The 20,163-nt window shown below is 68.8% G+C and carries 19 protein-coding genes, 1 other RNA gene and 2 pseudogenes; 13 read left to right on the top strand and 9 right to left on the bottom strand.

The window, feature by feature from the left end; genetic code table 11:
* Positions 1-13 precede the first annotated feature (13 nt).
* Together ACGH7X_RS11775 and ACGH7X_RS11770 are read right to left on the bottom strand one after the other, a co-directional pair.
* On the bottom strand, positions 14-631 hold the full coding sequence (locus ACGH7X_RS11775) for a hypothetical protein (protein ID WP_399884415.1): 618 nt from the start codon (positions 629-631) through the stop codon (positions 14-16).
* Positions 628-1,389, bottom strand: a complete 762-nt coding sequence (locus ACGH7X_RS11770) for a MerR family transcriptional regulator (protein WP_399884413.1) — start codon at positions 1,387-1,389, stop codon at positions 628-630. Before ACGH7X_RS11770 ends, ACGH7X_RS11775 begins: the two co-directional genes overlap by 4 nt.
* A 174-nt stretch (positions 1,390-1,563) precedes the next feature.
* Here ACGH7X_RS11770 and ACGH7X_RS11765 point away from each other — a divergent pair, with 174 nt between their 5' ends.
* From ACGH7X_RS11765 to ACGH7X_RS11755, 3 genes are all read left to right on the top strand, one after another.
* On the top strand, positions 1,564-2,130 hold the full coding sequence (locus tag ACGH7X_RS11765; protein WP_399896947.1) for a Uma2 family endonuclease: 567 nt from the start codon (positions 1,564-1,566) through the stop codon (positions 2,128-2,130).
* Positions 2,131-2,180: 50 nt separating this feature from the next.
* Positions 2,181-2,584: RNase P RNA component class A (gene rnpB / locus ACGH7X_RS11760), an RNA gene on the top strand.
* 1,280 nt (positions 2,585-3,864) lie between these two features.
* On the top strand, positions 3,865-4,428 hold the full coding sequence (locus ACGH7X_RS11755) for a GrpB family protein (RefSeq protein WP_399884411.1): 564 nt from the start codon (positions 3,865-3,867) through the stop codon (positions 4,426-4,428).
* Positions 4,429-4,798: 370 nt separating this feature from the next.
* On the opposite strand, the gene ACGH7X_RS11750 is transcribed toward ACGH7X_RS11755, so the two are convergent.
* Both ACGH7X_RS11750 and ACGH7X_RS11745 read right to left on the bottom strand, forming a co-directional pair.
* Positions 4,799-5,428: an alpha/beta hydrolase family protein gene (locus ACGH7X_RS11750; RefSeq protein ID WP_399884409.1), complete on the bottom strand. Its 630-nt coding sequence runs from the start codon at positions 5,426-5,428 to the stop codon at positions 4,799-4,801.
* A gap of 47 nt (positions 5,429-5,475) precedes the next feature.
* Positions 5,476-5,760 (bottom strand): hypothetical protein, encoded by a 285-nt coding sequence (locus tag ACGH7X_RS11745; RefSeq protein WP_399884408.1) that lies wholly within the window; start codon positions 5,758-5,760, stop codon positions 5,476-5,478.
* Between the two features lie 62 nt (positions 5,761-5,822).
* On the opposite strand from ACGH7X_RS11745, the gene ACGH7X_RS11740 reads away from it, so the two are divergent.
* The 3 genes from ACGH7X_RS11740 (at position 5,823) to ACGH7X_RS11730 (ending at position 9,748) form a co-directional block, all read left to right on the top strand.
* Positions 5,823-6,476, top strand: a complete 654-nt coding sequence (locus ACGH7X_RS11740; RefSeq protein ID WP_399884406.1) for a GPP34 family phosphoprotein — start codon at positions 5,823-5,825, stop codon at positions 6,474-6,476.
* Positions 6,477-7,642: 1,166 nt separating this feature from the next.
* On the top strand, positions 7,643-9,196 hold the full coding sequence (locus tag ACGH7X_RS11735) for an MFS transporter (RefSeq protein WP_399884404.1): 1,554 nt from the start codon (positions 7,643-7,645) through the stop codon (positions 9,194-9,196).
* Positions 9,197-9,250: 54 nt separating this feature from the next.
* Positions 9,251-9,748: an FBP domain-containing protein gene (locus ACGH7X_RS11730; protein WP_399884402.1), complete on the top strand. Its 498-nt coding sequence runs from the start codon at positions 9,251-9,253 to the stop codon at positions 9,746-9,748.
* 327 nt (positions 9,749-10,075) lie between these two features.
* On the opposite strand, the gene ACGH7X_RS11725 is transcribed toward ACGH7X_RS11730, so the two are convergent.
* Both ACGH7X_RS11725 and ACGH7X_RS11720 read right to left on the bottom strand, forming a co-directional pair.
* Positions 10,076-11,272 carry a sensor histidine kinase gene (locus tag ACGH7X_RS11725; RefSeq protein ID WP_399884400.1) on the bottom strand — a complete coding sequence of 399 codons (1,197 nt, stop codon included), beginning with the start codon at positions 11,270-11,272 and terminating at the stop codon, positions 10,076-10,078.
* Positions 11,269-11,925: a response regulator transcription factor gene (locus ACGH7X_RS11720; protein ID WP_319061464.1), complete on the bottom strand. Its 657-nt coding sequence runs from the start codon at positions 11,923-11,925 to the stop codon at positions 11,269-11,271. The genes ACGH7X_RS11725 and ACGH7X_RS11720 overlap by 4 nt, the downstream gene beginning before the upstream one ends.
* A gap of 130 nt (positions 11,926-12,055) precedes the next feature.
* On the opposite strand from ACGH7X_RS11720, the gene ACGH7X_RS11715 reads away from it, so the two are divergent.
* The 5 genes from ACGH7X_RS11715 (at position 12,056) to ACGH7X_RS11695 (ending at position 16,176) form a co-directional block, all read left to right on the top strand.
* Entirely contained in the window at positions 12,056-12,568 is a 513-nt protein-coding gene (locus tag ACGH7X_RS11715; protein ID WP_399884397.1) for a hypothetical protein, read from the top strand.
* Positions 12,569-12,582: 14 nt separating this feature from the next.
* Positions 12,583-13,800: an efflux RND transporter periplasmic adaptor subunit gene (locus ACGH7X_RS11710; protein WP_399884395.1), complete on the top strand. Its 1,218-nt coding sequence runs from the start codon at positions 12,583-12,585 to the stop codon at positions 13,798-13,800.
* Positions 13,797-14,510 (top strand): ABC transporter ATP-binding protein, encoded by a 714-nt coding sequence (locus ACGH7X_RS11705; protein ID WP_143638261.1) that lies wholly within the window; start codon positions 13,797-13,799, stop codon positions 14,508-14,510. Before ACGH7X_RS11710 ends, ACGH7X_RS11705 begins: the two co-directional genes overlap by 4 nt.
* 11 nt (positions 14,511-14,521) lie before the next feature.
* Positions 14,522-15,694, top strand: coding sequence for an ABC transporter permease (locus ACGH7X_RS11700; RefSeq protein ID WP_031045464.1), 1,173 nt, complete (start codon positions 14,522-14,524; stop codon positions 15,692-15,694).
* Between the two features lie 134 nt (positions 15,695-15,828).
* Complete coding sequence (locus ACGH7X_RS11695) at positions 15,829-16,176, top strand: helix-turn-helix domain-containing protein (RefSeq protein ID WP_399884392.1); 348 nt, start codon at positions 15,829-15,831, stop codon at positions 16,174-16,176.
* Here ACGH7X_RS11695 and ACGH7X_RS11690 read toward each other — a convergent pair.
* Complete coding sequence (locus ACGH7X_RS11690; protein WP_399897760.1) at positions 16,133-16,345, bottom strand: hypothetical protein; 213 nt, start codon at positions 16,343-16,345, stop codon at positions 16,133-16,135. The two genes, ACGH7X_RS11695 and ACGH7X_RS11690, sit on opposite strands and share 44 nt — an antisense overlap.
* On the opposite strand from ACGH7X_RS11690, the pseudogene ACGH7X_RS11685 reads away from it, so the two are divergent.
* Positions 16,289-16,580 (top strand): annotated as a pseudogene (locus ACGH7X_RS11685) (NADP-dependent oxidoreductase); the annotation flags it as partial. The gene ACGH7X_RS11690 and the pseudogene ACGH7X_RS11685 sit on opposite strands and share 57 nt — an antisense overlap.
* Here the strand turns inward: ACGH7X_RS11685 and ACGH7X_RS11680 are convergent.
* Both ACGH7X_RS11680 and ACGH7X_RS11675 read right to left on the bottom strand, forming a co-directional pair.
* Positions 16,519-17,071: pseudogene (locus ACGH7X_RS11680) on the bottom strand (MFS transporter); the annotation flags it as partial. The pseudogenes ACGH7X_RS11685 and ACGH7X_RS11680 overlap by 62 nt on opposite strands.
* Positions 17,072-17,365: 294 nt before the next feature.
* Positions 17,366-18,082: a TetR/AcrR family transcriptional regulator gene (locus ACGH7X_RS11675; protein WP_399884390.1), complete on the bottom strand. Its 717-nt coding sequence runs from the start codon at positions 18,080-18,082 to the stop codon at positions 17,366-17,368.
* A 258-nt stretch (positions 18,083-18,340) separates the two neighbouring features.
* Between ACGH7X_RS11675 and ACGH7X_RS11670 the strand changes: the two genes are divergently transcribed.
* On the top strand, positions 18,341-20,101 hold the full coding sequence (locus tag ACGH7X_RS11670; protein ID WP_399884388.1) for a CocE/NonD family hydrolase: 1,761 nt from the start codon (positions 18,341-18,343) through the stop codon (positions 20,099-20,101).
* Positions 20,102-20,163: the final 62 nt, after the last annotated feature.

The following is a 20,163-nucleotide window of genomic DNA, read 5'->3' as shown; positions in this document are numbered from 1 at the left end:
CCAGGGCTCCTGGTCAGGGTACGGCGTACCCTTCCCGCGCCTGCTTGACGGCCCGTACGAGACCGTCGGCGTCGTCGGCGTGACAGCGCACCACGCGGACCTCGCGCCGCCGCCCGAAGAAGGTGACGTGGGTGACGGGCTCGGCGAGCTCGACGGTGACGGAGGTCTGCGCGCCCACGGCGAGATCCAACGCGCCCTCGGCCCGCTCGTGCGTCGCGTGCAGCTCACGCCGGACGGAGGCGATCCGCTCCAGCGGTATCCGTACGTCGACGTGCACGGCCCGGCGGATCCGCAGCGTCCCGGCGGCCGGGTCCAGGACGTGCGGCCGGACCACGGACGCGGCGTGCAACCCGACCACGATCACGACCGTGTACACGTCCAGGAACAGCACCACGTGGTGCACGGTGGGCCAGTCGCCCAGCAGCACGGACATCCCCACCGACTCGACCACGCACACGAAGGCGAACCCGAACATCATCGCGCCCTGCCCCCGCGCGTACCCGAAGGCCGACCCGCCGGCCACCGCCCCGTGGGTCCGCCGGGCCGCCCAGAGCCACAGGCTCACCAACAGCCGCAGCTCGTGCCGCACCAGAAGGTAGGGGACCGTGAGGAAGGACGACGGGCCCTTCATGACCGCCGCTCCCGCGAGACCATCTCCATGGCCTGCCGGATCGCCTCGGCCTGCCCCGGCGCGAAGTCGGCGTACAGGGCGCGCAGGACCCCGTGCCCGGAAGCGAGGTCGACGCCCTCCGCGGGCAGCAGCTCCGCGGGGATGCAGTCGGCGAGCGTCCGCGCGGCCCCGGCCACGCGGGGATCGTCGGCCCCGGCGTCCGCCAGCTCGTCGAGCAGGGCGTACGCCCGGTGGGCCCGCGCCACCGCCTCCGGTGAGTCGAGGGCACCGCGCAGCGCCGCCAGCAGCCCCTCCCGCGCCTCCGGCGCCACGGTGCTCTCCATCATCGCCAGCATCTCCCGGTCCCGGACGGCCATCGGCGAGCCCGAGACGTCCCCCATCCCGGCGAACAGCGCGGCCAGCTCCGGCGAGACGGGCCCCTCGGGTGGCAGCCCGCCCTCCGCCTCCAGCAGCGCCCGCAGCCGCGCCCGGCGGTCCCGGATCGCCGCCTCCTGCCGCGCCAGATCCGCGTCCAGCTCCGCCAGCACCTCGGCCAGATCCTTCCCGGCCTCGTCCGCCAGCACGTCCCGCACCTCGGCAAGACCGAGCCCCAACTCGGTCAGCCGCCTGATCCTCGCCAGCACGACGACGTGCCGCAGGGTGTACGCCCGGTATCCGTTGGCCAGCCGCTCCGGCTCGGGCAGCAGGCCCTGATGGTGGTAGTGCCGCACGGTCCGCGTGGTGACGCCGACGGCGTCGGCGAGTTCTCCGATCCGCATGCCCCCAGTAGAAACGTTGACGTTGCGACAGGGTCAAGCGCAGGCGGTCCGACTTGTGACGCGGAGCGTGATCGTGTGCCACGATCGAGGGAACGGTTTCCGATCTCTCGGACAGGTGATCAGCCGATGCCCCAGTCTGGCGAGCGACCGAAGGAGGGGCGTGACATGACTGCCATGGCACACGAACCGATCACGCAGGACCTCTTGCTGGAGTGGTTTCTCGCCCTGGACACCCCGGAGGGGTTCCGGGCGGAGCTGATCGAAGGGGAGATCGTCGTGACGCCGCCGCCGGATGGGGACCATGAGGACTACATCGAGCTGATCGTGGAGCAGATGTACCGGGGTTCCATGACCCGCATGCAGTTCTCCGGCAACAAGGGCCTCACGCTGAAGAACGCTGACGGCCTCTTGGCGGACCACGTGATCCCCGACGGCACCTTCGCGCCCAAGAGGTCCCGGCTCTATCGCGGAGCCGAGCCCTGGATGCCTTGCGACGGTGTCTCGCTGGTGCTGGAGGTGACCTCCACCAAGCCCAAGGCCGACCGCGAGGCCAAACGTCACGCGTACGCGCGCGGCGGTATTCCGTTCTACCTGCTCATCGACCGTCAGGAGTCGTCGATCACGTTGTTCAGCGATCCGGGCCACGACGACTACCGACAGCACTGCACCGTCGCCTTCGGCAAGCCACTCACCCTCCCCACCCCCTTCTCCTTCGACCTGGACACCACCGACTTCCTCTGAGCCCGTCCGGAAGCCGCCCCCGCGCCCGGTACCATGGTCCACACGGCAGACGAGCCGGGCGGGCGGCCGCGTGGAGTCCCTCACGGGACTTCCCGAGGAACGTCCGGGCTCCACAGGGCAGGGTGATGGCTAACGGCCACCCGGGGTGACCCGCGGGACAGTGCCACAGAAAGCAGACCGCCGGAGGCTTCGGCCCCCGGTAAGGGTGAAACGGTGGTGTAAGAGACCACCAGTGCCCAGGGCGACCTGGGCAGCTAGGTAAACCCCACCCGGAGCAAGGTCAAGAGGAGCGCCGTGAAAAGCGCTCTGCGCGGACGTTCGAGGGCTGCCCGCCCGAGTCCGCGGGTAGACCGCTGGAGACCGGTGGCAACGCCGGTCCTAGATGGATGGCCGTCGCCGGAAGGCCCGCGAGGACCTTCCGGAACAGAACCCGGCGTACAGCCCGACTCGTCTGCCGCTCTTTATTTCCGCAGGTCAGAGCGCATGTTTACTCGCTGAACAAACTGCCTGGGTCGAATCTCTCGTCTGGATCCCACTGGCACCACGACAGCAGCAGCTGCAGGCCGTAGGGGGTGGCATGGCCGACATGCTCGGCGAGCTGCCACTGTTGTTCCGGCCCACTGGGCCGAGTAGCCGGCGCACGTAGTCCTGCATCCGACGCCGCGGCTCGATGCGCCCGAACCGTTGGCCTACCCGCAGCAGCAGCGGCGACTCCAACTCGGTGGCCCACAGCCCCGCTTCGATATCCGGCTCCATGACGGGCAACGCACCCCGATCGGGTGGGTCACGAAGCACCACCGCCGTGATGAAGCGTCAGCTCACTAGGCTCGAAGCAGGCACCCTGACCAGGACAAATGGAGAAGCACAACTGGAGCACTAATACTCCAGCAGCAATTTGACGTCTTCCCAGTTCAGGGACGGTTTGGGCGAGTGCAGTGGGCTGGTTGTCGGACCGTGCTCAGCTTCTCGCTGATGCTCCGTGGTGAAGAGGTGGACGCGGCGCTCGCGTGGGAGGCGGGCGAGGGCGGCGCCGGGGATGCCCTCCGCGCCCGGACTGCGTGTGCGTGGTAGATCACCCTGAATTCGTACAGCTCGTCGAAGGTGTGGAACCCGTCGGAGATGCTGCCGGTGTCGGTCATTACTGGCTCCAGATCGTGTAGAGCCCGCGGCGCGGGCTGCGCCGCCAACACCCGGCGGGTCTTGCCCACCTTGCCGGGCACCTCGACAGCCTGGCCGGGCTGAAATGGTCAGCCCGGCAACGTGACTCAGGCCAGACTTCAGTGCAAGCGTTGTCTGCCGAGAGCCGCTTGAGTGAGGACCCGGGATAGCGGCGGCAGACTCAGGGACCGCTCGCGGATCGGGTTCTTGTGTACCGCACTCACAGGAGGGACGCCGACACCGTTGGCCCGTGGCCGACAAAGTGTCCGAAGTGATGACGCAGGGGCAGTCGCTCATCCGAGGGGCCAACAGTCCTCTGGCCCGCCTCGGGATCCTGTTGGTTCGCGCGCCGCAATCCATGCCGCTGAGCGAGGGTACCTGTGCTTGGGCCGAACATGTCGCGCTGCACGTAGTATCGGCCTTTTCCGGGTCGAGCAGGAACGTGTCGCCGCTCTCGGCGCGACGCAGGTCCCGATCCGCCGAGCCCGCGTGACGACGGCGAGGCTCGACAAAGCCGCCAACCGCAGCCCCGTCGATCGAGGTGGTGAACTGGCGTAAGACGTAAAGGATGTGTTGGTGATGAACAGCAGCAAGTCTCGTCGGCCGGACGTCACGACGGTCGAGATCATCGGTGGTCCAGAAGCGCTCGAGGTCGGCCTTGGCGGCTATGACGCCCGGTGGGGGGAGGTCTACCTGCAACACCGGCGTCGGATCCTTGACGCATTGGCGGCAGTGGACGTCGATGTCGAGCACATTGGATCGACTTCGGTTCCAGGCCTTGCAGCCAAACCGATTGTTGACATCGTCGTTGCGGTGGCCGACATCACAGCAGAGGAGGACTACCTCGACGGGTTGTTGGCCACAGGTTACGAACTGCGGGTTCGCGAACCAGGACATCGGCTCGTGCGTACGCCGACTCGCGACGTTCATGTGCACGTATATGAACGAGGGGACGTAGCGGTGCACGAGTACCTTCTCTTCCGCGACCACTTGCGCACCAATGCAGACGATCGCGCCCTGTACGAGAGTGTCAAACGATCTCTGCTCAGCCAGCAGTGGAACGACATGAACGACTACGCCGACGCCAAGAACGACGTCATCCTCGCGATCAAGAATCGGGCCAGGTCAGCTCGCCAATGACGCGGGACGGCGTCACGGGTTTGTGATCTGTGAATCTGTTCGACTGGCGACGCCTGCGTCACCGGCGCGGAACAGTCGTGAGTCACGAACTGCCACTGTCGCCGGGGCGAGGGCTCCGTTCCGGTTCGCTGTGTTTCCCTCAGGCGCTCGCGCCTCGCGCTTCCCCGCCGCTTCCCGTAACACCTCCGCAGCGGCTGGACAGAGCATCCGCTAATGGCGGCCGCGGAGAATGCGGCCTCCGGGCTGCGGGGCCTCACGGAATTCCTTACGCTGATCGCCTACCGCCACGGCCCGGACGACGGCTACGTAGCGTCCCGGCCGTGTCCGAGATGCTCGTCCAAGAAGTGCTCCACTGCGTGGTACACGGCGATCAAGTTCTCCGGGTTCTCGATGGAGTGCCCTTCGTCCGCCATGAGTATGTACTCGACGGGGACCCCACGTGCCCGCAGAGCCTGGACCATGTTGTCGGATTCTGCCTGCGCCACCCGGGCGTCGTTGGCGCCTTGGGCGATGAGTAGCGGTGTACGGACGTGGTCCACCGGCTGATCGGTGAGCGGGCCAGCATGTCGGCCTCCTGCTGCGGATCCGCGGGGTCGCCGACCCAGCGGAACCAGTTGGCGGCCAAGGCCGGTCGGACGAATTCCGGCTGGTTGCGCAGGAAGTTGGCGAGGTCACAGACCCCGAAGATGTCCACAGCAGCGGCGAAGACATCGGGTGTGAAGGTGACTCCGACCAGTGCCGCATAGCCCCCGTAGGAGCCGCCCACGATCGCCACCCGGTCCGGGTCCGCGTATCCCTGCTGGATGGCCCAGTTCACACCGTCGATCAGGTCGTCGTGCATTTTGCCGGCCAACTCTCCGATTCCGGCCTTCATGAACGACTTGCCGTACCCCGTGGAGCTGCGGAAGTTCACCTGAAGCACTGCGTAGCCCCGGTTGGCCAGCAGTTGGACGAGAGGGTTGAACCCCCAGCTGTCTCGGTCCCAGGGGCCGCCGTGCACAAGCAGGACCAGCGGCAGCCGGTGCGGCTCTGTCCCGATTGGCAGTGTCAGGTGGGAGGGAGCGCGAGACCGTCCCGAGCGGTGATCGTCACCGGTGTCATCGGTGCCAGCTGCTCGGGATCCAGGTGGCCAAGGGGCCGGAACAGTAGGCGACTCTCGCCCGAGGAGTGGTCGTAGAAGTATGTGGTCCCGGGATCGCGGTCGTGGGTGAAGCTGACGACCCACCGCTGCTCGCTCTCGTCGGACGAGATGTGGGCCAGGTCGCCATCGGACAGATTCCTCAGGTTCTCCAAGACCTCGGCGAAGTGCGGGTCCAGTGCGTTGATCACCATTCGTTCCCCGAGGTAGCGAACTCCGATGAGCTCGCCGGTGGCCACGTATTCGAGGAGTTCAAATGGATCTCACGCTTCCGCAGCAGATCTACCTGTGTGCCTACGCCTTCAAGAAGAACAAGTTTCCGGCTACTCTTCTGCAGTTCCGCGGGCAGCGGCTGCGCGCTGCCGCCCTGACCGGGCTGATCCTTGCGGGGCAGGCTGAGACCGACGGGCGCCGGGTTCGAGTACTTGGGGACCAATCACCGGCGGATCCGTTTCTTGCCTCTGTGTGGGAAGAACTGCACGCGAGGCCGAAAAAGTGGATGGCACTGGTGCACAACACCGCGCACAAGGCGGAGAAACCGGTGGAAAACCAGCTGACGGCTGCTGGGATTATCGAAAAGAAGACCGGCCGCACCGTGAGTCTGCTGGGAGGGAGCAAGGTTGTCTTGCGGCGGGAAGAGGAGGCCCGAACTGTGCAGCAAGTGTTGCGCACGCGAGTCACCGCCACTGCCGAGCCGTCCACTCTGCCCCTGGCGCAAGTGGCACTGCCGGTGATCGCCCTGGAGAGCGACGCGACCATGGGGGTCGTACTGAACCGTTCCGAGCGCCGCAAACACAAGGATATGCTTGAGGAACTCGCCAAGAAATTCGATCGAGAAATTCCGGGCCTGCGCAAAGCCCTGTCAAACTCGGCGCTTTCCAGTCGGTCTGTCGGCGGCGGATGGAGCTGAGCAGGACAAACCTGAAAATGCGCACGTTCGCAGAATGCGACCCTAAGTAGAATCGAGCGACATCAAGTCCGGTGCTGGAGACTCCGGTCGCCGCGTTCGCCACAAGGTGGCTGATGGAGCCAAGTGCCGAGCTCACGTCCACCCCGTGGCTCCTGCTGATCACCGTCGCTCGTCACAGTCGTTGTGACGAGCGACGACGGAGAAAAACCGTGCCACGGCAAGACAAACGCCGCAAGGGAACACCGCCGTACCCGGACCGTGTCCCGTACACCCCCCAAATATCGTCCGCGACCGGTGAATTCGCCACCGGTGAGCGGGAACCCATCACGCCGCAGCGAGCCTTCCTGGCCGTCTGGCCGCCGTCACCGGAACCGCGGTCCGGGCCGGTCGGCGACCAGGTCTTCATCGACGTCGAGCATGGCCTGGAGCATTTCGCGTTCGTCGACGTCCTGTCTGACGACGTCGACCCAGTGGAACGCCGCGCTCTGGTCGAGCGAGAGCAGCAGGACTACTCGGCACCTGGGTCGTGCTGGACATCAAGCCCCGTGGCGGCCAGGCCGCATACGGCTCGGGGTTGGCACCACCTCTTCTCCCAGAGACTTCCACCCTCAAGTCCGGTCGGCGCGGTGGCATCGATGGGATAAGGTGTTCGGGATTTCGCGCGGCAGGTTCTCTGCCGCCCCGCTCGACGCGCTCGGCGTCGACACGCACCGCGTGCCCTACCCGGAAGGAGGCGAGAGACATGGACCGTGCTGAATGCGTTGCGGCCATAGTTGCCTCCGGCCGTGTGCCCTCCCTCCTCTGCGGCGCGCGGTAACTCTTCCCCCTTCTTGTTTCTTGTTCTCGGCATCTTCCTGAGATGCCGCGTCACGAGATGTCCTGGCCTGCGCGGTTCGTCGCCGTGCGGGCCGCGGGGGCGCGCGCCCGAAGACGGGCCCTTCTTTTGCTGGTCACCGTGAACTCGGCGCTCTCCGCCTCACGACCAGCAAGAGCGCCGGCGTAGCTGACACGCGGCTGGTGAGGCAGGCCCCGGGTGCTGTCCGCGGTTCCCGCTGCCCCACCGCCATGCCGTGTCCCCGTGCTGCGTACCCCGGCCCGTCGTCACCACTGCGACCGTCCCTGGCCGGCTGTCTCGACAGCACTTCGACACGAAACGCGTGATCGCCATGAGCAAGAAACGTCCCGGAGAGGAATCCCTCCCGTTCGCCCCTTCCACGGCCGCCGACCGTTCCCCGGACCGCGAGGTTCCCGCCGCGACTCCGCCATCGGCACCGGCACCGGATCCGAAGCGCTGGTGGGCGCTGGCCGTCATCTCCCTCGCCCAGCTGATGGTGATCCTTGACGGCACCATCGTGAACATCGCGCTGCCCTCCGCCCAGCACGCTCTCGGCATGTCGGACGCCGACCGGCAGTGGGTGATCACCGCCTACACGCTGGCCTTCGGCGGGCTGCTGCTGCTAGGCGGCCGGATCGCCGATCTGGTGGGCCGCAAGCGCACCTTCATCATCGGCCTGGCCGGGTTCGCAGCGGCCTCCGCGCTGGGCGGCGCGGCGGCCGGTCCCGGGATGCTGTTCGCGGCGCGGGCCCTGCAAGGTGCGTTCGCGGCGGTCCTGGCGCCCTCGGCCCTGTCGCTGCTGACGACGACGTTCACCGACCCCAAGGAGCGGGCCAGGGCGTTCGGGGTCTACGGTGCGCTGGCCGGCGGCGGCAGCGCGGTCGGGCTGATCGTGGGCGGTCTGCTGACCGAGTACCTGAACTGGCGCTGGTCCCTGTACGTCAACGTGCCCATCGCGCTGGCCGCCCTGCTCGGCGCACCAGCCTTCCTGCGCGACCGCTCCGGCCGCCGGGGCGGGCACCTGGACGTGCCGGGCGCGCTGCTGGGCTGCGGCGGGCTCGTCGCCCTCGTGTACGGCTTCAGCGAGGCCGAACCTCGCGGCTGGACCAGCCCGTCGGTGCTCACGCTGCTCGTGGCCGGCGTGACCTTGCTCGCCGCCTTCGTGTGGTGGCAGAGCCGCGCGGCGAGCCCGCTGCTGCCGTTGCGCATCGTCAAGGACCGGGTCCGGGCCGGATCGCTCGCGACGATGGGCTTGGCCACCATCGGCATGTTCGGCGTCTTCCTGTTCCTGACGTACTACCTGCAGGTCGTCCTCGGCTACCCGCCGGTGCGGACGGGCCTGGCCTTCGTGCCGATTTCGGCCGGTATCGCCATCGCCGCGGCCCAGATCGCGCCCCGCCTGCTGCCACGCACGGCGCCGCGCACCTTGATGTCGTCCGGCATGGTGCTTGCCGCCGCCGGCATGGTGCTGCTCAGCCGCCTGACCGTGCATGCGCAGTACCTCCCGCACGTGCTGCCCGCCCTGCTGCTGCTCGGTCTGGGCATGGGCCTGACCTTCATGCCGGTCTACGCGACGGCCACCGCCGGCGTGCCCGCGCAGGACGCCGGTGTGGCCTCGGCTGTCCTCAACACCGTTCAGCAGATGGGCGCTTCGCTGGGCACCGTGCTGCTCAACACCATCGCCACCGGCGCCACCAGCCGTTACGTCCACTCGCACGTGCACGATCCGGCCGACGGCGGCGCGACCCTCGACGAAGGCATGGTGCACGGCTTCTCCGTCGCCTACTGGTGCTCGGCGGGCGTCCTGCTGCTCGCCGCCCTCGTCGCGGGCGTCACCGTACGGCACAAGACGCCGAAGCACGCCGGAAACGACGCACCGGCCTAGCGAGCCGGGGTCGTGTCCCGCCGCCGTCCACCTCACCCCTCGAAGGATCCCTCCATGAAACCCCTGACCGAGCACGACATCCGTACCTCGTTCGTCAACTGTTCGAAGGGCGAGGCCAAACGCCTCCCCCTGCCCAAGAACCTGGCGGACCTCGACCACTGGGACGACCTGGACTTCCTGGGCTGGTTCGATCTGTCCGCGCCCGATCGCAGGTATCTCGTCGTCGAACGCGCCAATGAACTCGTCGGCCTGTCCCTGCGCTCCGCTTCCGGCAACCGCGGCTTCCAGCGCCGCAGCCTGTGCTCGCTGTGCCTGACCACGCATCCCGGCAGCGGCGTCTCCCTCACGACTGCCCCCAAGGCAGGCCCGGCAGGCCGCGAAGGCAACTCGGTGGGCCTCTACATTTGCGCCGACCTGGACTGCTCGTTGTACGTACGGGGCAGGAAGAAGGCGGCACCGGGCGGGCGCATGGAGGAGTCCCTCACTGTCGAGCAGCAGATCGAGCGCCTGCGCGGCAACCTCGACGCGTTCGTGGAGCGGGTCTTCCACTGAGACCGACGGGGGCTCGACGGCCATCGTCGCCGAGCCCCCGTCCGCTCCTTGGACCGCCGCCTCCTCGCGGCTCCTCCGGTCTTACGCGCCGGACGCACGCCGCCCGGGATGCCGATCCTGTGGGCGTTGGCGAACCCGAAACTCGACGAACGCGAAGTGCTCCAGGGCCACGCTCGACGTCGATGAAGACCTGGTCGCCGACCGGCCCGGACCGCTGATCATCGCGGACAAGGGCTTCGCCTCCGACTCCGGTGCAGCGCAAAGCACTTGAGCTCGTCGGGGGTGCGCCCGAGGCACCGGAGGAAGAGCCCTTCACGCAGGGGCCTCTCACCCTGGGAGGGTGGCGGTGACCATGAGCCCGCCGCGTTCCCGGGGGGCCGCGGTCACATCGCCGTCGTGGGAGCGCGCGATGGCTCGAACGATCGCCAGGCCGAGGCCCGAGCCCCGCTCGGAGTCGGTGCGGTCCGCTCCCAGGCGGCGGAAGGGCTGGAACAGCGCCTCGATGTCCTGGCAGGCGACCACGGGACCGGTGTTCTCGACCGTGAGGGTTGCGGCGCCGTGCGGGGTGGTGCGGGTGGTGAGGCGGACCCAGCCGTTCGGTTCGTTGTAGCGGATGGCGTTCTCGAGCAGGTTGTGGATGATGCGCTCCAGCATCACGGCGTTGCCCGAGGTGGTGGCGGGCCTGGTGTCGAGCCGGAGGCCGATACCTGCTTCGGCTGCCTGTGACTGGTGCAACTCGACGGTATGACGGGCGAGTTCGGTGAGGTCGACGGGTGTCCGGTTGGCGACCTCTGTCTCGCCCTTGGCCAGCGCGAGGAGGCCGTTGATCAGTCTTTCGTTGCGTTCGTTGACGGCGAGCAGTGAGGTGCCGAGGCGTTTGGTGTCTTCGGTTGCGGTCTTGCGGCGCAGGGCCACCTCGACGAGGGTCCGGTTGATGGCGAGGGGCGTGCGCAGTTCGTGGGAGGCGTCCGCGATGAAGCGCTGCTGGTCCTGGAAGGACTTCTCCAGGCGCCCCATCATCGAGTCGAAGGTGTCGGCGAGCTCGGTGACCTCGTCGCGGGGGCCGGTGAAGGCCAGCCGCTCGCTGAGGTCGCCGCGGGAGGTGATGCGGCGCGCGGTCTGGGAGATGCGGTTGAGGGGACGCAGCACGCGGCCGGCCATCAGGTAGCCGAACAGCGTGGCGACGACGGTGAGCACGCCCAGGGCCAGAGCGCCTTGGCGGAGCAGGGACTGCAGGGTCGCGGCCCGGTAGCGGTCCTGCAGTTCGCGTAGCTCGGGACTGCCGGCCAGTCCGGCGGCGGGCTCCGACAGGAGGGTGTGGGCGGACGCTTCGGGTACCGGGGCGATCCCGCCCTCCTTGGTGATCTGCAGGGCCACGCCGTCGAACCGGTCGGTCAGTCCCGCGTCGAGCAGCAGATAGGTCACGCCGAGCAGGATCACGCCGCAGGCCATGAACAGGGCGCCGTACAGGAGCGTGAGCCGGACGCGGATGGGGAGACGCGGCAGCCGCGAGGTGAGCCTCATGGGATCTGGTACCCCGAGCCCGGGACGGTCTGGATGACCTGCGGCAGCCCGAGTTTCTTGCGCAGTTTCATCACGGTCACGCGGACGACGTTGGTGAACGGATCGATGTGCTCGTCCCAGGCCCGCTCCAGGAGTTCCTCGGCCGAGACGACCGCGCCGTCCGCCCGCAGCAGTTCCAGCAGGACGGCGAACTCCTTGCGTGCGAGGGATACGTAGTGGCCGTCGCGGTAGACCTCGCGGCGGGCCGTCTCCACCCGCAGGCCGGCCCGTTCGTAGGTGGGCGGGCCCGCGGGCTGGGTGCGGCGGGCCAGGGCGTGGACGCGGGCGACGAGTTCCTCGAAGGCGAAGGGTTTGGTGAGGTAGTCGTCGGCTCCGATGGCGAGGCCCTCGATGCGGGAGGGCACATCGGAGGCGGCGGTGACCATGAGGACGCGGGTGCGGCCGCCGGATTCGACGACGGCCCGGCACACCTCGTCGCCGTGTACGACGGGCAGATCGCGGTCCAGGAGGAGCACGTCGTAGTCGTTCACGGAAAGGCGTTCCAGAGCGGAATCCCCGTCGTGCACGACGTCGACGGCGAACGCCTCCTCACGCAGCCCCTCGGCGACGGCGTCGGCCAGCATCCGCTCGTCCTCGGCGATCAGCACTCTCATGATCCCCAGAGTGCCAGAGGCCGGGATAACCAGGACGTAACCGCCCGCGGTTACGGAGGGGATACCGGGCCCCGCCTCTACTGGTCCCCGACGCCGGGAGAGACCCGGCACAGAAGGGACTGCCGAGCGCATGCGTACCGTTTCACGCACCAACTGGGGGCTGCTGGCAGCCATACCGCTGCTGAGCCTGAGCCTGGCCGCCTGCGGGGGCGGCACCGGCGGGAACGACGACGTCGCGTCGGCCGGCGGCGACAAGAAGTGGGGCGGGCAGCAACTCACGCCCGCGGAGAAGACCAAGAAGTACAACGCCTGCCTGGCCGAGCGGGGCGTGGCGCCGGGGAGCGGGAAGGCCGGCGAGGACGCGCCCACGCAGACCGCGTCGCCGGAGGAGGTGCAGGCCGCGCTCGCGGCGTGCAAGGAGTTCGCGCCCACCGCGCAGGACATGCAGCAGGCACCGAAACCTGACGCGAAGCAGCTTGAGCAGGCGCGCGAATACGTCAAGTGCCTGCGGGCCAACGGCTATGACGCCCCGGATCCCGACCCGGAGACAGGCGGCATGCCGCTCGACCAGGACGCGAACATGGACAAGCTGCAGGCGGCCGCCGAGAAGTGCAAGGACGTCAACCCCGCGGCCCAGCGGTGACAGGCGAGACCGACATGACGCACACACCCGAATCCACCGGCGACGAGACGACCCGGATGCACCGGTTTCCCTCTCAACCGGACCCGGTAAAGGATCCGTCAGGGGCCTCGGCGGGCAGGTCACCAGACGGCCCGCGGTACGCCCCACCGCGTCGCCGCCGTGCCCGTACCACCGCCGCGCTGATCGCCCTCGCGGTCGTCCTCAGCGGGGCCGGCGTGGCGGCGTACGGCTTCGGCGGCGGCAACGGCAAGAAGTCCGAAAAGGGCAGCGGTCTGCCGCCGGCGACCGCACTGGTGACCCGCTCCGACCTCGCCCAGCAGGACACCGTCACCGGCAGCCTCGGCTACGGCGACAAGCAGCCCCTGACCAGCGGCGCGTCGGGCACCGTGATCTGGCTGCCGAAGCTCGGTGCCACCATCAAGCAGGGCCAGAACGCGCTCAAGGCCGACGGTCGGCCCATCCCCCTCATCTACGGCGACACACCTCTCTACCGCGAACTACGCGCCGGCACGAAAGGCCCCGACGTCGCCGAGGTGGAACGGGTCCTGGCCGCCCTCGGTTACACCGGCTTCACCGCCGACGAGGAGTACTCTGACCAGACCGCGGCGGCCGTCAAGCGCTGGCAGAAGCACCTCGGAGTGCCACAGACGGGCACGGTCAAGCCCGCGGACCTGGTCGTTGCCGACGGTGAGATACGCGTCACCGGCCAGGAGGTGAAGAAGGGCCAGATACTCCAGCCCGGCTCACCCGTGCTGACGTACACCGGCACCAGCCGGCTTGTCGCCATCGACCTCGACGCGAAGAAGCAGAAACTCGTCCGCCGTGGCGACAAGGTCACCGTCGTCCTGCCCGACGGTGCACACGCGGCCGGGACCATCACCTCCGTCGGCAAGGTCGCCAGCACCGAAGGCGGGGACGGCGCTCCGGGAGAGGGCGACGGCAAGACCGTCATCAAGGTCACGGTCCAGATCGACAAGAAGGACAGGGGAAAGCTCGGCAGCTACGACGGCGCGCCCGTCGATGTGGAGATCACCTCCGCGGAGAAGAAGAACGTGCTGACCGTGCCCATCTCCGCGCTCCTCGCGCTGTCGGAGGGCGGATACGGCGTCCAGGTCGTCAAGGGCTCCGTCAGCAGCACGGTCGCGGTGGAGACCGGCATGTTCGCGAACGGCCGGGTCGAGATCACCGGCGCCGGCTTGAAGGCGGGCGACAAGGTCGGGGTGCCGCGATGAACCACAACGTCGTACGCCTCGACCACATCACCCGCTCGTACGCCGGCGGCGTCACCGCCCTCGACGGCGTCTCGCTCGACATCCGCCGCGGCGAGCTGGTCGCCATCGTCGGGCCCTCCGGGTCGGGCAAGTCGACCCTGCTCAACATGATCGGCAGCCTGGACCGGCCCAGCAGCGGCACCGTCACCGTCGACGGCCACGACATCGCCGGCCTGGGCGACCGGGAGCTGTCCGCGCTGCGCGCGCTCAGCATCGGCTTCATCTTCCAGCACTTCCACCTCACCGCGGGCGTACGGGCCCTCGACAACGTCGCCGAGGGCCTGCTGTACGCGGGCATCCCGCTCGCGGAACGCCGCCGCGCGGCCCGCAACGCCCTGGAGCGAGTCGGCCTGGGCCACCGGGTGTACCACCGGCCGCACGAGCTGTCCGGCGGGGAGAAGCAGCGCGTCGCGATCGCCCGCGCCCTGGTCGGCGGGCCGAGCCTGCTCCTCGCGGACGAGCCGACCGGCGCCCTGGACTCCCACTCCGGCACCACCGTGATGAACCTGCTGCGCGCCCTGAACGCCGACGGCACCACCGTCGTGATCATCACCCATGACCGGGAGATCGCGGCCTCGCTGCCCCGCCAGGTCCACGTTCGCGACGGGCGCATCGTGCACGACTCCGCCCAGAACGCCCAGGGCGACGTTCAGGCGGTGTCCGCGTGCTGAAGGTCTCCCGCATGAGCACCCGCGACGTCGTACGCGTCGGCGCCTCTGGGCTGCGCGCCCGCCCGCTGCGGGTCTTCCTCTCCGCGCTTGGCATCGCCATCGGCATCGCGGCGATGATCGGCGTGGTGGGCATCTCCACCTCCAGCCACGCCGAACTGCAGCGCACTCTCGACCGCCTGGGCACCAACCTCCTCACCGCGTCCCCCGGCCGAACCTTCACCGGCGGCGAGGCCAAACTCCCCGAGCGTTCCATCGACATGGCGGGCCGGATCGCCCCGGTCGAGTCCGCAACCGGCACCGGCAAGGTGACGGCGTACGTCTATCGCAACGACCACATCCCGGCCGCCGAGACCGGCAGCATCAACGTCAAGGCCGCCCGCCTCGACCTCCTGGACACCGTCGGCGGCGCTCTCTCCCGCGGCAACTGGCTCAACGCCGCCACCGCCAAATACCCGGCCGTCGTACTCGGCAGCGGCGCCGCCGACCGCCTGGGTATCGGGGAAGTCGGCCCGGACACCCGGGTCTGGCTCGGCGGTCAGTGGTTCAGTGTGGTCGGCATCCTCGACGAGGCGCTCCTGGCACCCGAGCTGAACGACAGCGCGCTCGTCGGCTGGGACGCCGCCAAGCGGTACCTGGACTTCGACGGACACCCCACGACAATCTACGTCCGCACCACAGACAGCGCGGTCACGTCCGTACGCGACGTCCTCGCCGCCACCGTCAACCCCGAGGCTCCCACCGAAGTGACCATCAGCCGCCCCTCGGACGCCCTCGCCGCCAAGGGCGCCACCGACAAAGCCTTCACGGGCCTGATGCTCGGCCTCGGCGGCGTTGCGCTCCTTGTCGGCGGGGTCGGCGTGGCCAACACCATGGTCATCTCCGTCCTGGAACGCCGCGCCGAGATCGGCCTGCGCCGGGCCCTCGGCGCACGGCGAGGCGACATCCGCACCCAATTCCTCGCGGAATCCCAGCTGTTGGCAGGACTCGGCGGGATCGCCGGAGTCGTCATCGGGGTGGGCGTCACCACCGCGTACGCCGTCGCGCAGGGCTGGCCGGCAGTCGTCCCGGCCTGGGCGATGGCGGGCGGCCTGCTCGCCACCCTCGCCATCGGGGCCCTGGCCGGCCTGTACCCCGCCGTACGGGCGTCCCGGCTGCCCCCGACGGAGGCGCTGTCCGGGGCCTGATCCCAGGCGGGCACGTCCAAGGTCTGGATGCCCGATCGCGTCGTGCCCGTCCCACTCCGGGGCTGCTCGATGATCCTGCTCGATACGAACGGAGGCCCGTGTGCCGCAGCACGAGCTGCGGCGCGCGGTGGGTCATGACTGTGCACGCGAACGCGCCCCTCCCCCCGGAAGGGCGGCTCCGGTTGTTCCTACGCGTCGACGCTGGACGCCCCATCGCGCACATCGCGTCGGAAGCCGGGATCTCGCGTCGCTGCCTGGCGAAATGCTATGCCCGATGGCGGACACACGGCGAGGGCGGCCTGCTCGACCCCTCCTCCCGACCGCCTGCCAGCCCTACGCGCACCAGCGAGGGCATCGACGACCTGGTGGAAGCGCTGCGGCGGCAGATCAAGTACGGGCCTGCCCGGCTCGCCGCAGAACTTGAGCGGCTGCACGCCGTCACCGTGGCGCCGGCCACCGCATCCTCGTGCGTCGCGGCCTAACCGGACTGCGCGACCTCGATCTGCGGGGCGCACCCTTCTCGTCGAGGGCGTCGAGGGCGTCGAGGGCGTCGAGGGCGTCGAGGGCGTCGAGGGCGTCGAGGGCGTCGAGGGCGTCGAGGGTATCGAGGGAGGCGTGGGGAGCGCGGCAGTCGAGATCGCTGTAGCACAAGGTGCCACCGTGATAGGGACAGCTAGCGAACCCAACCACTCCCCACCTCTCTCGGCGCCGTTCCCACCACCTACGGCCCCGGCCTCGCACAGCGCCTCACCGCTCCCGCTCCGCACTGCGTCGACCTGACACTCGACACTGCGGCTCCGGCTCGCTGGTCGACCTCGTCGCGATCACGGCCGACCCGACGCGCGTCGCGACGGTCGCCGACCAAGCAGGCGGGTGGCGCCTGGGCACTCTCCACTGCCTTTGGTCGACGCCTCGGCGAGGTCGGCACGGGGTGTGTCTGTAGGGGGCGGGAGGGCGCGGCCGCCGGCGGCGATGGCGCTCTCCTCGGCGAGTCGCTCCATGCTGGTGGTCGTCTTGAGTGGCTTCTCCTCGATGAACAGGACGGCGATCAGCGCCAGCAGGGCGAACGGGGTGGCCCAGAGGAAGAGTTCGGCGGTGGCGATGCCATAGGCGTTCTCCACGAGCGCACGCACGGGGGCGGGCAGGGTCGTCGCGTCGGGGACATCATGCCCGGCCCCACCTCCCGGCGTCTCACCTGCCGCCGTGCGGCCGGCGGCCAGTTCGGCGGCGACGCGGTGGGCGAGGACCGCCCCCAGGACGCTGGTGCCCACGGTCCCGCCCATGCTGCGCGAGAAGGCCAGGACGGAGGTCGCGCCCAGAGTGTCGGCCGGGCACCTCGTTCTGCGCGGCGAGGACCAGGTTCTGACAGCTTGCCCCACGACGGAACGGTGGCCGTCATGGCCAGCAGCTCCGCGATGATCACCCAGGTGTACGGGGATTGGCTCGCCCCCAGTTCGGCGGTATTCCGGGGCAGCGCGTTGGCCACCACGGTTCCGGCGAGGATGGGCCGAAATAGCGCCCTGGGCCACAGAGTTCATATGGGCGCTACGGCGTTGTCGTGCCCTGGGAGATCGGCGGTTGAGCGGCGTACACAGTACGTGCAGCAGCGGCCGTGCCCCCTCCTGCCTCCGTGGCTGAGCCCATCGGAGTGTGCCGCTCAGGGGGCACCGTTTACTCCTGTCGATCGGCGGCGCCCTCGTCCGGCGCGGCGGGCGCCTCGTCGACCTGGACCGGGTCGCCCACGGCGCCCCCGGTGGCCGTGCGGACAGCGTCCGCAATGAAGGCGAAGCTCTCGTCACCGAGCTTCCGCGGATCGGTGCCGTCCAGAAGGCCGGCTCCGACATACTCGTTGATGACTCGCAGGGCGGCCGCGGCGGCAGCGGCGTGCAGACGTACCTGTAGGTCGTCGAGCTTGAGTCCGAGGCGAGTCGCGATGACCGCGGCCAGTTCGTGTTCCACCTGGTCGCAGGCCATCAGCCAGGCCGTGCGCAGGGCCGGTTCGGTCTCGGCCAATCGAATCATCTTGACGCCCAGCCCGGCATCGGCCTGCTCCGAAGGGCTGATCTCGCTGACCAACCGTTTCGCCTCCGTGGCGAAGTGCTCCTCCAAAGAGCGGCGCAGCGGCCAACTGCGCAGAGTGGCCAGTTCCCACTCCACGCTCTGCGCAACGATCGGCTCCGCGCAGCTCTCCTTGCTTCGGAAATGACGCCAGATGGTGCGGGTCGACAGGCCCACCGCCTCGGCGATCTGGTCACCGCTCGTGCCGTCGACGCCCTGCGCCCAGAACAGGCGTGCCGCCTCCCGCGAGATCTCCAGACGTACACGACGGCGGCGCTGCTCACTCATCCCGCCACGGCTGCGTTCGGTCGATACCACGTCGTCGGCCATCTTTTCGCCACCCTTCCACCAGCACGCTCACTCAGTGCCATATTGACATTAAGTGACGTCGCGTGCCAGCTAGTGTGCGCGCCTCGGTCCGGACTCGAGTGCATCCACTTGCAATGTCTGTCACTTAGTGACATTGTCACTAAGTGACAGAAGGATCCCGCCGCGCGGTGGCCTTGCCGCTCGCTGTGCAAGGCCGACCTGCGCAGCGCAGTGATCCCTTTCCAAGCCCACCCCCCTACCCGAGCTCCGGAGTGCCGCATGAGGAAACGACCAGCCGCCACCGCCGCAGCCTTGCTCATGGCCTGCGCTCTGACCTGCGGCCTCACAGGGGCAACCGTCGCCGCGCCGGACCCGGCAACCGACGGCGGCCGAACCGGGAGGACGACCGTCGCCACTGCTACCGATTCGGTCACGCACGAGGAGAACGAGCGGGTGCCGGAGGGGGCGCGCTGGACCCAGCACTACTTCCCCTCCTCGGACGGCTCCAAGACCGAGCTGCACGCCGACGTTCTGCTTCCTGAGAAGCTCCCCGAGGGTGCGAAGGTGCCCGTCATCATGTCGGCCAGCGCGTACTTCGGTCACTCGGGGGAGATGGAGGTCGAGGAGGAGCACGCCGGCCCCTCGGAGCGCTTTCAGGACCTCCTGGAGGGGACCGACCTGTTCGACAAGGGGTACGCCTTCGTCATGGTGGACACGCGCGGCTTCGGCGGCTCCACCGGCTGTCTCGACCTCGGCGGGCCCGGAGACCAGGCCGACGTCAAGGCCGCGATCGACTGGAGCGCGAAACAGCCCTGGTCCACAGGCGCGGTGGGAATGTACGGAAAATCCTTCGACGCCTACACCGGTCTCCTCGGCAACAACGTCAAACACGACGCACTGAAAGCCGTCGTCGCCCAGGAGCCCATCTGGGATCTGTATCAGCAGCTCCACTCCAACGGCGTGCCCCGCCCGAACAGCGTCCAGTTGCCCACCAGCTACAACCGCATTGCCGGCCTGGCCCAGTTGCCGGACGAGGACAAGCGGTACCGGACCAACGCCGCGTATGAGAAGAAGCACCCCGAGTGCCTGGTGCTCAACTCCTTCGGTCCCTCCATCGGTGACCCGGCCGACCCGTACTGGAAGGACCGCAGCCCGGCCAGGAACGCGAAGGACACCGCCACTCCCCTTCTCTTCACCCAAGGCACCGCCGAGACCAACACCCTGCCCGTGGGGATGGAGGAGTTCCTCGACAATCACCGCGGCCCCCAGCGGGCCTGGATCGGCCCCTGGGACCACGTACGCGGCAATGAGCGCACACAGGACGGGAAGCTCGCGATGGGCCGCGCGACCTGGTTCAAGGAGACACTGTCCTTCTTCGACGAACACCTCAAGGGCATCGACCCGAAGATCCAGTACTCGAACTACGCCGTCCAGGACAACCTGGGCAACTGGCGCGCGGAGAAGTCCTGGCCCACAGCGAACCGCTCCGCGAACCTCCGTCTCGGCAACGGCTCGTACATGGACAGCGGAGCGGGTTCGCAGCCGACACCCCCGGAACAGGAAGCCGGTCGTGACGCTGCGAGCTTCATCGTCTGGTCCGGACCTCTTGAGACGGCCACCCGGGTCACCGGCACGCCCCGAATCACCATGACGGCCAAGGGTGAGGGGAACGTCATGGTCAAGCTGTACGACGTGGACGAGGACGGCAACGCTGTCGCATTCGACGAGCGAGTCTCCCGGCTGGACCGGGACCGGCTGGACATCGGCCTGAAGTCGACCGACTGGACCCTGCGGGCCGGCCACCGCCTCGCCGTGGAGATCGGCTCGGTGCGGACCGGCGATTGGCTCGACACCCCCTCCAAGCAAATAATCCGGATCAGTAACGCCCGTCTCCAGCTGCCCCTGGACAACCCGGCTGAAGACATCGCGACCGGTGGCGACCGGGCGCCGTGGCTCGACACCTTCACGCAGATCAACGCTGCGCAGCTGAAGCCCGGCCCAGCCGCGTTCACGGTGCCCCCGGCCCGTGCGCGGCGCTGAGGCCGCCACACCGCTGAACAACCTCGTCGCGTTGGCTCACGGGGCGGAGCACCGCCACCGAC

Source organism: Streptomyces sp. BBFR51, from assembly GCF_044591655.1.
Taxonomy (GTDB): Bacteria; Actinomycetota; Actinomycetes; order Streptomycetales; family Streptomycetaceae; genus Streptomyces.
This window is presented reverse-complemented; position numbering and strand designations above follow the sequence as displayed.

Coding starts and splice junctions, on each gene's coding strand:
- ACGH7X_RS11775 (WP_399884415.1), bottom strand. CDS start 631: ATGAAGGGCCCGTCGTCCTTCCTCACGGTCCCCTACCTTCTGGTGCGG.
- ACGH7X_RS11770 (WP_399884413.1), bottom strand. CDS start 1,389: ATGCGGATCGGAGAACTCGCCGACGCCGTCGGCGTCACCACGCGGACC.
- ACGH7X_RS11765 (WP_399896947.1), top strand. CDS start 1,564: ATGGCACACGAACCGATCACGCAGGACCTCTTGCTGGAGTGGTTTCTC.
- ACGH7X_RS11745 (WP_399884408.1), bottom strand. CDS start 5,760: ATGGTGATCAACGCACTGGACCCGCACTTCGCCGAGGTCTTGGAGAAC.
- ACGH7X_RS11740 (WP_399884406.1), top strand. CDS start 5,823: ATGGATCTCACGCTTCCGCAGCAGATCTACCTGTGTGCCTACGCCTTC.
- ACGH7X_RS11735 (WP_399884404.1), top strand. CDS start 7,643: ATGAGCAAGAAACGTCCCGGAGAGGAATCCCTCCCGTTCGCCCCTTCC.
- ACGH7X_RS11730 (WP_399884402.1), top strand. CDS start 9,251: ATGAAACCCCTGACCGAGCACGACATCCGTACCTCGTTCGTCAACTGT.
- ACGH7X_RS11725 (WP_399884400.1), bottom strand. CDS start 11,272: ATGAGGCTCACCTCGCGGCTGCCGCGTCTCCCCATCCGCGTCCGGCTC.
- ACGH7X_RS11720 (WP_319061464.1), bottom strand. CDS start 11,925: ATGAGAGTGCTGATCGCCGAGGACGAGCGGATGCTGGCCGACGCCGTC.
- ACGH7X_RS11715 (WP_399884397.1), top strand. CDS start 12,056: ATGCGTACCGTTTCACGCACCAACTGGGGGCTGCTGGCAGCCATACCG.
- ACGH7X_RS11710 (WP_399884395.1), top strand. CDS start 12,583: ATGACGCACACACCCGAATCCACCGGCGACGAGACGACCCGGATGCAC.
- ACGH7X_RS11705 (WP_143638261.1), top strand. CDS start 13,797: ATGAACCACAACGTCGTACGCCTCGACCACATCACCCGCTCGTACGCC.
- ACGH7X_RS11700 (WP_031045464.1), top strand. CDS start 14,522: ATGAGCACCCGCGACGTCGTACGCGTCGGCGCCTCTGGGCTGCGCGCC.
- ACGH7X_RS11695 (WP_399884392.1), top strand. CDS start 15,829: ATGACTGTGCACGCGAACGCGCCCCTCCCCCCGGAAGGGCGGCTCCGG.
- ACGH7X_RS11675 (WP_399884390.1), bottom strand. CDS start 18,082: ATGGCCGACGACGTGGTATCGACCGAACGCAGCCGTGGCGGGATGAGT.
- ACGH7X_RS11670 (WP_399884388.1), top strand. CDS start 18,341: ATGAGGAAACGACCAGCCGCCACCGCCGCAGCCTTGCTCATGGCCTGC.